The following is an 11,425-nucleotide window of genomic DNA, read 5'->3' as shown; positions in this document are numbered from 1 at the left end:
GGGAAGGAATAAACATGAGTAAAGTTCTGCAAAATGGCGAAATTGCCAGGGTCGATATAAAAGATATCGAGCCGAAAGCATTTTTCAGGCAATACCGGAAAGCCGGTTACCCGGTCATCATCACCGGCGCGTTTGATGGAGTGTCCGAATGGTCTGTGGAGTATCTGGCTCCTTGGTTGCAAGGCAATGAATATCGGGTGAGGGAGTTTGGAGAAAACCGCAATATTGCCAAGCACAGTTGGACAGCTTATTCACAGCTCTATAAGATGAAATTCGAAGACTATGTTGACGCGCTAAACAGCGGCGAAGCCAGTTTAAATGACATATACATGAGCCAAGTGGTGCTGGATAAGGAACACGGACTTTTCGACAGTATAGGCTCGAATATAAAACGCTTGTCCAATGCTTGCGGCCTTACCAAGAGAATGTGGCAGAACATTAACTGCCACCTATGGCTCGGTCCAATAGGGCATATCGAGCCATTGCACAGCGATGAAGGTGACAGCACATTGTGCCAACTTTATGGAAGTAAGAAAGTCACATTGTTTCCAAGCCGACATCACAAGAATCTCTACCCTTTTCCATTTTTTTCTCAAATGGAGCCATGGGTTTGCCGAGTGGACGTAGACGAACCTGATTTTGCTATGTACCCCCGCGCGGCAGAGGCCATGGCCGAAAAAGTTGAATTGATGCTCAATGAAAAGGAGATCCTGTTCATTCCGGCGCAGTGGTGCCACCAGGTTTCAATTATTGACAAGGCTTATGCCTGCAGTGTTTCCATCATGTGGGATATACCGTTTGCTAGGAACTTCATCAGTCGAAGAACCTTGGTCTGGTATCTACTGAGAATCACGCCCGGTAGATTTAAAAATTGGATCTACGATGGTTATTACCGGATTGCCGAATTCCTTAAATAACAACAAAGTTGCTTGAAATTAACTGATTGCGCTGTGCGATGAGTGCAGGCTGAACGCTTAAACTTGACGAAGGACTTATCATTATAATGGGTCGAAAAATGGACATATACACAACTGAAGCCAGACTTCCTCTAACTCCCTTGCAAGAAAGTATTTGGCTGAAAGAAAAGTTAAGTAAAGGCGTCGGAATCTACAACTCTCCCATTGTCGTCAATATTGAAGGTCAATTTTGTGAAGCCAAGTTGAAAAAAAGCTTGGATGCCTTAATGGCACGCCACCAGACCTTGAGACTCAGATTCAGTGAACATCAGGGACGAGTATATCAACAGTGCGGCAAGGACGATGGAGCTTGCATCGACAAGCATGATTTGTCTGCGCTGAGACCCAAGCAAAGAAGTTTACAGCTTATAAAACTGATCGAGGCAATCAGAGTTGCTCCGTTTGATCTAGAACAAGAAAACCTGCTCCGTTTTGCTCTTATCAAGATGAAAGAGCAGCAGAGTGTGTTTGTCATCGTCATCCATCATTTGATTTCAGATGCCTGGTCACAGGAAATTCTGCTCAGCGAGCTGCTCGAACATTACTACGAAGGACACTTTTCCCGTGCAAAGCCGGACTTCGACCAGTATGCCCATTACGTCAATTCAATGCTTGCAGACAATGCTCGTTGGAATAAGAAACTGGAACAGTTGTCGGAATACATTGCAGACTCAAACTGCGCCTCCATCGCACATGACTATCGGGTGAATCGAGAGGACATAGGCAAAGCCGGAAAGAAGCAATTCTTTACGCTCGAAGGCGATATTAAGCATAAACTGCAAAAAGCAGCGATCGCACATGGTGGAAGCTTATTCTCGGCCATGTTCAGCATTTTTGCCCTTACCGTACACCGCTATTCCGGTGAGCGGGAGTTTTTTATTCCAATGGCTATTGGTAACAGGGATAAGGGAGCTTGGTCAGGGTTGATCGGCTGTTTGATCAACCAGGCACCTCTTAAGTTTACGCTTGACCCGATGCTGCTGTTTTCTGACTTTCAGTCTCAGGTGTCCAGGGGTGTGTCCTTGATCTTAAATGACGGCGTATGCCCATTCGAATTATTTAAAAGTAATGAGGCGACAAAGTTAAAAAAACCGCTGGATATAAACCTGCACTTCCTCTACCAAAATTCGACCACAGTTGTGAAAAAGGTGGGTGAAGAGCTGATGGTTTCTCCCTTGCGTTTGAATACAGCCCCAACCAAATATGACTTGACCGCTTCAGTGACAGAAGATGGCGACAAATTGTCGTTGTCGTTTGAGTATTGCAGTAAGAGCTACCACACTGAGACGATCAACACATTGGGTAAGCTGATGTGTCAGATTGCTCAGGAAGTTGCTAATGACATGCAGGTAGCTTTGGGCACTCTAGGCCGTGTATCTGACACCGCAAATCACTTTCTGCAAGGGGACGATGTTTCTTTGCCGCACTCGTCACTGTACGCCGGATTTCAGCACCAATGTGATGCTTTACCCGATCACCTCGTGCTGGTCCAGGACGAAACACAGCTCTCTTATAGGCAACTGTTGGGATTGGTTAATCGAGTCTATCTGGCCATCAAACAGGAGGTAGATTGCTATCCAGGGATGCGTATCGGGTTGTTTGGCAATCGCAGCGCGGGGTTTATTGCCTCGATGTTGGCTGTCAATCGGTTACGGGCTAGCTACGTCCCCTTCGCGGATTCTCTTCCTGATGAGGTTATCACACAGCGACTTGAGGTTGCCGAAATTGATGTGTTGTTGCGCTTGACCAATAAGGCTATCGGCTTCGATTTCGGAGGAAAAATCATTGATTTTGACACCATCAACAGTATACCTCCTGTCCCAGATTGTGTCAGTCAGACGGACTTCAGTGAAGGGGAATACCTGGCGGCGACCTTGGATGATGAAATTGCGTTGTTGTTTACATCAGGCTCATCCGGGAAGCCCAAGGCAGTCCGTGCCAGTAACCGAGGGCTACTTAACAGGGTTGCCTGGCAATTCAAACACTTTCCGCTGTCGCCAAGTTGCAATGTACTTCAGAAAACCTCTGTTAACTTTGTTGATTCACTCGCTGAAATATTTGTACCTCTGCTATCCGGTGCCACCAGTTACCTATTCGATGAACGAATGCTGCCTGACACGCTTGCATTGGCAAAAGCAATTGAAACAAACCGCATCTCTCATATCACTTTGGTACCTTCTCTCCTGAGTGCATTGCTGAAAGCCCCAGACTGTATGAATAGAATTCAGTGCCTGCGGTTCATAGTGTGCAGCGGAGAAGTGCTCGACGAACGTCTTGTACAGCTGATCGAGCAACAGGTCAAAACTGCTCAGGTGGTGAATATATATGGCAGTACCGAAGTCTCCGCCGATGTCACCTATTGTACTGTTAGCTCAGATCCGTTTCGACATTCCGTCATTGGTACTCCCTTGACTCATACCACTGTTTATGTGCTCGACCAACAGCAACAGCCTGTTCCTAAAGGAGCGGTAGGTGAAATTTGCATCCAGGGTGCGGGTGTGGCATTAGGTTACCTTGATGATACATCGCCGGACAACCAACGCTTTCTGCCCTGTCCGAAACTGACTGGCAACGCTGAAAAGCTGTTCAAGTCAGGCGATTTGGGAAGAATTAATGCACTTGGACAGCTGGAATATATTGGCCGTTTGGACAACATGTTGAAAGTCAGAGGTAACAGATTCCATCCGAATGAAGTGGAGAACCATCTACAAAAGCACCCGAGAATTCGGGAAGTAGTCTGCTTTGCGTCTTCCACAGAGATGCTCTGTGTTGAAGTGGCCGTGGTACCCGAGGAGCCGGGTGACATTGAGCTGCGCAATGAGTTGTATGCTTTTGCCACTAAGGTTCTACCGGACTATATGGTGCCGAATCAGTGGCATTTTGTTTCTGAGATACCCCGTTCGAGCTCAGGAAAATTGCTCAGGCAGCATGTAGACTGGACACCCTATTTACTCACAAGTACGGCAAGAGAGGAGCTTTCGCCGCTACAAGCTGAATGTCTTGCGCTGTGGCAGGACAAGCTGGGACATCAAGAAATAAAACTTCATGACAACTTTTTTGCGGTAGGAGGACATTCCCTCATCGCCACCGAATTGTTGTACAGCATGAACAGGGGTCTGGCAACGCCAATCACGTTAAGCGATTTTCTGGAAAATCCCACCCCTTATTGTGTTTGTCAAAAAATAGAAGGTTGTGGTTGGCGCGGTAATAACCCTTGCAATGAAATGTATGAGATTGCATTTGCGCCACATCGTCAGTTCGAAGAATTTGCACTCCTGCCCATGCAGCAGGCCTATTGGTTAGGGGCAAACAGCCTCTATCAAACGGGTGACGTTTCTACTTCCGTTTATTTTGAAATGGATTATGAGAATCTGGATTTGGCCTTGTTTGAAGCGAAACTGAACACCCTGATTGAACGGCACCCCATGTTGCGTGCCGTGGTGACACCTGAAGGGAAGCAGAGAGTATTGGAGAAAGTGCCCTTCTACTCTGTCGAACGGCATAATTTAAGGGATTGTCCAGAATCGTTGCTGCCGCAGCGCTTGATGCGAATTCGTCATGACCAGGTTCAGCAGGTGGTGGAACTAACTAAGTGGCCGATGTTCTCTGTGGCTGCCAGCCAATTGAATGAAAAAAGGTTTAAGATCCACTTTCAATTCCAGATGATCATGATTGATCTATTCAGCTCACAATTGCTAATGAATGAGTTGGGCTATCTTTACAGTCATCCAAATGAAATGCTCGCAGACATAGGCATCACATTTCGCGATTATGTTGTAGCTTTCCAGGAGCAGCAGGATGTCGGCCAGTTTGATGCATCTAAAGTGTACTGGCAGAAGCGAATTAACACATTACCGCAAGGTCCGCAGCTGCCGTTGAGGGCAAACGCCAACAAAAGATCAAAGTCTGAATTTGTTCGCAAGCCGTACAAGCTTGAGGCAGAAAAGTGGCAAAGCATTAAGCAGCGACTGTTGACGTTGTCTGTGTCACCTACTTCTTTCCTGCTGACTACTTTTAGTAATGTGCTTGGTTATTGGGCTAGGGGAGATGAATTCACCATAAACCTGACGCAGTTCAATAGGATGCCCTGGCATAAAGACATCAGTAGGGTCGTAGGAGACTTTACGTCCTCGCTTCTGCATCATTTTAGGTACAACAAGCAGTACACATTTGAGCAATCCCTGCTTGATGTACACAGTCTTATGATGAGCGATCTGGCTCACTCCTTTTATGGTGGTGTGGACGTTATGCGCGACATCGCCTCCTCTAAGGGCGGGCGCGGTCATTTGTTTCCCATTGTCTTCACTAGTGTACTTGGGCTCCCTAAAAGCAGCGGTGGGAAAGAGAGTGCAAACCGATTGCATGGAAATATGAGTTACAGCGTCACCCAGTCTTCCCAAGTGTGGCTCGATTTTCAGGTGGCTGAAGATGGGGAAGATTTGGTAATTAACTGGGATGTGGTTGAAGCTATATTCCCAGATGGCCTTATTGATCTCGTATTCGACAGCTATTGCAAGTACATCAATTTACTCAGTCAGGAACCTGCGAATTGGAACACTAGCACGTTCTGCTGGCTCAATGATCATGTAGCGAATCGAAAAGACTCGTCCACAAAGTTATCTCGCGATTTAGCTGTTTTTCCGGACGGCATGCGTCTGTTTGATTCTGTGCTGAAAAGTGCTGAGATGTACCCGAATCACACTGCGGTCGTGTCGGCAAGCAGGTCATTAGATTACCGGACTTTTGTGGAAGAATCTTTGTGCCTCGCCCGGCAGTTGCAAGAATTGGGTATTGGTAAGGGTAATTTTGTCGCGTTATTGATGAATAAAGACTGGGACGTCCCTGTCGCTATGATGGGAGTCACTTTGGCGGGCGCTGCGTATATTCCTCTTGACCCTCAATGGCCGGAGGAAAGGCTCAAACTCATCGTCAATTCCGCACCGACACCTGTCATTATATGTCAGGCAGCAAACGTGGCACTTGGTGAATCCCTGGCCAGGGTGGTCAGGGTTGGTCAACCGAATGACTCGCCGTTGGCGCTTGAACAGCTGGCAGCAGTGACACCCACTGATCTGGCTTATGTCATCTATACGTCAGGAACGACAGGACAACCCAAGGGCGTCATGATTGATCATCGTGGTGCTGTGAATACTATCCAAAGCATCAATCAGCTGTTTAATGTTGATCACAATGACAACAGCTTATGTGTATCTTCATTGTGTTTTGACCTGTCGGTTTACGATATTTGGGGGTTACTTGCGTGTGGCGGTACGGTCATAATGCCCGAGGATAAGGTGACCACCCAGCCCTGGACCTGGTCCGACCTGCTCGAAAAATACAACATCAGTATTTGGAATACCGTACCAGCCTTGGCGCAATTGTTATTGGACAGCAACGCCAAGTGTGAAGCGAAGTCGTTGCGATTGTGTTTACTAAGCGGTGACTGGATACCATTGGAATTGCCTAACAGATTTAAATCCCGCTATCTGAATGCAGATGTCGTTAGTCTGGGCGGCGCAACAGAAGCCTCCATCTGGTCTATTTATTTCCCCGTCGATCATGTCCGTGAAGAATGGGTCAGTATTCCATACGGTAAGTCTTTGCCGGGTCAACAAGTGATGGTTCTGGATGAATCCCTTCATGTTTGCCCTACGTGGAAAACCGGCAACATATACATCGCAGGGGTGGGGGTCGCTCAGGGCTACCTTGGAAATCAAACACTGACCGAGCAACAATTCATCCTCTCTGCACAAACCGATGAGCGGTTGTACAAAACTGGCGATTTAGGGCGTTTTATGGATGATGGCAATATCGAGTTTCTGGGACGTGAGGACAACCAGGTCAAACTGAACGGCTACAGGATCGAGCTGGGGGAAATTGAGAAAGCTCTGGGAAGTCACCCTCTTGTCAAAGATTCAATAGTGACTTTGCTGGATAACAATAAGTTGGTTGCTCATATGATCGTCCAGGACAGTGCATCAACTCTGGACAACATTCCTTACTCCGTTTTGGGCGATAACGTACTTCAAAATCCGATAGAGAGGTTGAAATTCAAAATTCAACGTGCGACAGCGCAAACAGGTGAGCAGCAGAGTGTTTCTCTGGACCTGCAACGAGTTGCCACAGAGCAGACTTCGGACTACCTGCGCAGACAAAGTTATCGGGAGTTCAAAGGCAGGAGTTTGAGAAGTAAACAGCTTAATGCCTGGTTGGGAGCTGCATCAAAGTATGCCCTGCAAGAGACCGGAAAAAAACAGCACGGCCAGGCCGTCATTGATTCTCCCGTCTTGCAGCGTTGGTTGTCCTGTCTGGTGGCGTTGCATATTGATGGCTTTCCTTTACATAAATATCGTTACCCTTCAGCAGGTCATAGTTATGCCGTAAGTGCATTGGTGTCCGTTTCTGTGATTGAAGGATCGGAGGTTGAGCCGGGCTATTATAGGCTGGATGCGAAGAGCGGGCAGCTACACAGAGTTGGGCTGAAGCAACCAGACGACCAGAAAATTGGGGTATGGCTCATTGGGGAACCTGAAAAGATAGCACCTCTTTATGGTGACTGGTCAGAAAAGTTTATCCACCAAGAGGCTGGGTATATGGCTGGGTTGTTGGACTGTCAGGCGAGAGTGTTATCCTTGTCATCCAGCATCGACACTCGCTCTGTCCCTTCCGAGTTGTTGTGGAGTGAAACCTGTACTCCTTTGGCCTGGGTCGGGTTGCAAACAGATAGTGGATCAAATGATTGGTTACGCTCTTACATCGTAGACGCAATGGGCATTGCGGTCGTGCTCCCAGAACACATACATGATTATGTGGATGACAGACATTATGTGTTTGACCATCAAAGCAAAGTGTTGCTCGATCTACCAGAATCTGAACCTGTGCATGAGTTTAGACTGTTTCTGCACCAAGATCCAGACGCCAATTGCACAATTCAAACAGGCTGGTTGGCTTCCGGTGTCTTTGCTCAATACCTGATGGAATTAGCTGAGGAATTTTCTATTGGCATGTGCCCAATAGGGCAAAACCTGCCACATCCCCTCTCTTCGAATTGGCAGATGTTGCAGAATTTCAATGGTGGTAGCCTCAGTGCCGAGCAGATTCTGCATTACCAGATCACGCAGGAACCCAACAGTGCAGCCCATGAGTTTGATTCAGAAGAGTATGCAGAACATCTTCGGCGTTTACTGCCGGATTATTTGGTTCCCAGTTACTACAGGAGTGTCGAGCAATTTCCGAAATCCGTCAATGGTAAAATCGACCGTGACAAATTGAATGAGCAATTGAAAGACAAGATCAGTCTTATTCCATCAGCCAGGCCTCCTGTATCGGCAGTGGAACACATGGTTGCGTCATTATGGAGCCAGATACTTAAAATTGATATTGACACTGTTGGCGTGAATTTCTTTGCCTTGGGGGGGGATTCCTTGAAAGCCACGCAGATGGTGTCACAGCTGCGAACAGAGCTTGGTCAGGATATAAGACTGAAAGATTTGTATGATCACGCCGTGTTGGAAGAATTTGCGGGGATGTTTGAAGGGCTGAAAGGTGTTGGGCATGACGTCCCCCCTAAGTTTGCTGGTCAACTGGCAGAGGTGTTTGAGCCTTTCCCTCTGTCTGAAATGCAACGCTCCTATTTACTTGGAGTACTGTTTCAAGATAAGGGCAAGACGGTATCCGCCAATTCTTACTTTGAAATCGACTATATGCGGATTGATTTGGGCAAATTTGAAAATGCAATCAATGCTCTTATTCGACGCCACCATATGCTGCGCAGTATCGTGGTGAACAATACAACACAGCGGGTGTTGCGGGATGTTCCTTTGTACAAGCTGGAAGGCAAGGACATACGGCAACACGATCTATCTAAACAGCAGGATATGCTGGAGTCCACCCGTTTCGAATTGTCACACATGGTCAATGATCCAACACAATGGCCAAACGTCAGTGTTCGATATACCAGGCATGGTGAGGATGTGGTGCGGATTCATGTCAGCTTCGATTTGATCGTGGCGGATACCTGGAGTGCCAATATCATAGTGCATGATCTATTCCGGCTTTACATGGATCAGGCTGATCAATTGCAAGAACTGGAAATCAGTTTTAGAGATTTTATTCAGTTCAACCAACAAAGATGTAATTCAAAAGAGTTTAACCGGGCCCAGACCTATTGGTTGGAAAAGATTCCTAACATGCTCAATGCACCAATGCTGCCGATGGCCAAACACATCAGTCAGTTGAGCAATGTGCGGTTTGTGCGCCGCAAGGCCGAAATTGATGCTGCATTGTGGCGACGTCTACAGAATCGAGTGAAGAAAATTGGCATGACGCAAAACAGCCTACTTGTTACGGTTTTTGCCAATACATTGCGTAAAGCTAGTTTGAACAAGTCGTTCACCCTGAACCTCACCGAGTACAATCGCCCGGGAGTGCATCCACAAGAAAATTGGTTAGTTGGTAATTTTACTTCGACCCTGCTTTTGGAATGCGAACATCAGCCTGGGCTGACCCTAATCGATCAGATTGGGGAAACTTGTAGCCGGATTCTAGAAGGAAAGGATCATGGCTTGTTCAGTGGTATTGAGGTGATGAGGGAACTTTCGAAACACAAAGGTGGGCTGTCATCCATGCCTATCGTCTTCACCAGTGCTCTAGGGATTATGGAAGATGAACACTTGTTTGATCACAGTAAACTAGAGCTCAGTGGTAACACGGTTTTTGCCGTCACCCAGACACCACAGATCCTGTTCGACCACCAGTTGCACACACGCAATGGTGCGCTCATACTCGTGTGGGACACTATGGATGAAGTATTCGATGACCAGATGCTTGATCAGATGTTCGCTGATTATTGTAACCAACTTAGGCAGTTGGCCACACAGGAGTCGGCGTGGCATCAACAAGTTCAGCAAGAGGAAGAAGAGCAAGCGTCATACCTCGTTAAAGAAGACTTCCCTCTTACTCTTGCAAGTGATGCTTTTGCAGAGACGAACAATATTGTCGAACTTGCCTTGTCAGCGGTTTGGCAGGAGGTGTTACAACGGGATGAAATCGAACTGGAGGACAACTTCTTCCATCTGGGAGGCTCGTCGCTACAAGCCCTTCAAATTCTGAGCAGGATACACGAAAGGTATAACATAGAACTCGACCTTCAGGCCGTAATGTTGTCACCAAGGTTACGCGGCATGGTAGAACTGGTCAGCGCAAATCAAGCGTGGGTTAAGCAGCTGGAGTTGATAGCCGAGCTGGTTGACTGAAAAGAACACTAACCAAGGAACACAGAAACAATGAATTCTGAGCCACAACAAGCAACCTTCATAGTTGTTGTTAATGACGAGGGGCAGTACTCGATATGGCCCAAAGCAAAAGAAATTCCGCTGGGGTGGAAACCCGATGGCATGCAAGGGAGTAAAGATGAATGCCTCGCACTTATCGCCACTGTGTGGACCGATATGCGGCCGAGGAGCCTCAAAGAGGCCATGAATCAGCAATATACATCGCGAGCCGCTGCAAATCCTGCGCAGCTGCCAGACTAAAGCCTGGTCAATGGTTGATACAGCGATAACAACAGGAGTAACAATGGAAGGGTCGTTCAAACCCCTATCTGCTGGTGTGTTAAAAGACATTGACAGTGGCATTGATTTGGAAAGCGATCATCCGTTTTTCAATTCACACGAAGAAGCGGATTTGTTTGTTAAATCCGGTATTGTTCCCTACCTCGACGCATTACCCCAATCCGTCAATTACCTTGATTTAGGCGGGGGGCAGGGGTTGTTGGCCAGCAAAGTGCAAAAGCGTCTTGGTGAACTGGGTTTCCAATGCGCAGCTGCAGTTGTTGACGGCAACGGCAATTTCATTGACCAGGCCAGGAACAAGGGCATCTCCGGGGTACTGGCAAACCTGGAAGAATATCAGGGGCATGATGTAGATCTGATCACGATGAGGATGGTTAATCACTACAACGATGCATCCACACAAGCTGTGATCGCCAAAAACGCTTACGACAGTTTGAAGAAAAATGGTTTGTTGGTGATTCAGTTCGAAAGCGGTAGTGTCATGGCATGCGAAGTGAGAAATTCCATTGCTGATCTTCTGGCTCGTTTCTTCCCAGCAGTTTCCTATTATTGGCCACCTATCCAGGTGTTGCATCAGCAAATGCAAGAATTGGGTTTTCAACTGTGTGGCAACATGGTCAGCGAACCTAGTTACAGTCAGGACATCACTACCTTGTTGCGAAATGCTTGGCAAAGGCACGCAGCCGACAACAGCGATCCGGCACGGCAACAGGCCTTTTTTACCCAGGCTGCCGATTTGGTCTTGACCCATTTCTCGTCTACTGAAGCAGCGTCACAAGGCTTATACGAATCGCAGGGAAGATTTTATATGGAAACTTGTTATCCCATTGGTATATTTCAAAAATGAATAGCTGCATGAAATCGGGTAGTCGGAGGTCTCAAACCTCTTAGGGCTTT

General features: G+C 47.2%; 4 protein-coding genes. All 4 read left to right on the top strand.

Annotation, left to right across the window (positions count from 1 at the left end; genetic code table 11):
* Positions 1–14 precede the first annotated feature (14 nt).
* Positions 15–917 carry a cupin-like domain-containing protein gene (locus ACGF49_RS02140; protein WP_387489348.1) on the top strand — a complete coding sequence of 301 codons (903 nt, stop codon included), beginning with the start codon at positions 15–17 and terminating at the stop codon, positions 915–917.
* 98 nt (positions 918–1,015) lie between these two features.
* The gene (locus ACGF49_RS02135) at positions 1,016–10,210 is read left to right on the top strand and encodes an amino acid adenylation domain-containing protein (RefSeq protein WP_387489345.1); all 9,195 of its coding nucleotides are present in this window, start codon (positions 1,016–1,018) and stop codon (positions 10,208–10,210) included.
* 30 nt (positions 10,211–10,240) lie between these two features.
* Positions 10,241–10,489, top strand: a complete 249-nt coding sequence (locus ACGF49_RS02130; RefSeq protein ID WP_387489341.1) for an MbtH family protein — start codon at positions 10,241–10,243, stop codon at positions 10,487–10,489.
* A 43-nt stretch (positions 10,490–10,532) separates the two neighbouring features.
* On the top strand, positions 10,533–11,375 hold the full coding sequence (locus ACGF49_RS02125) for a methyltransferase domain-containing protein (protein WP_387489338.1): 843 nt from the start codon (positions 10,533–10,535) through the stop codon (positions 11,373–11,375).
* Positions 11,376–11,425 lie beyond the last annotated feature (50 nt).

This window comes from Photorhabdus sp. RM96S (assembly GCF_042879335.1).
In the GTDB taxonomy this organism is placed as follows: Bacteria; Pseudomonadota; Gammaproteobacteria; order Enterobacterales; family Enterobacteriaceae; genus Photorhabdus; species Photorhabdus kayaii.
The sequence above is the reverse complement of the archived record's forward strand: the minus strand, read 5'-3'. Positions and strand labels throughout refer to the sequence as shown.

Coding starts and splice junctions, on each gene's coding strand:
- ACGF49_RS02140 (WP_387489348.1), top strand. CDS start 15: ATGAGTAAAGTTCTGCAAAATGGCGAAATTGCCAGGGTCGATATAAAA.
- ACGF49_RS02135 (WP_387489345.1), top strand. CDS start 1,016: ATGGACATATACACAACTGAAGCCAGACTTCCTCTAACTCCCTTGCAA.
- ACGF49_RS02130 (WP_387489341.1), top strand. CDS start 10,241: ATGAATTCTGAGCCACAACAAGCAACCTTCATAGTTGTTGTTAATGAC.
- ACGF49_RS02125 (WP_387489338.1), top strand. CDS start 10,533: ATGGAAGGGTCGTTCAAACCCCTATCTGCTGGTGTGTTAAAAGACATT.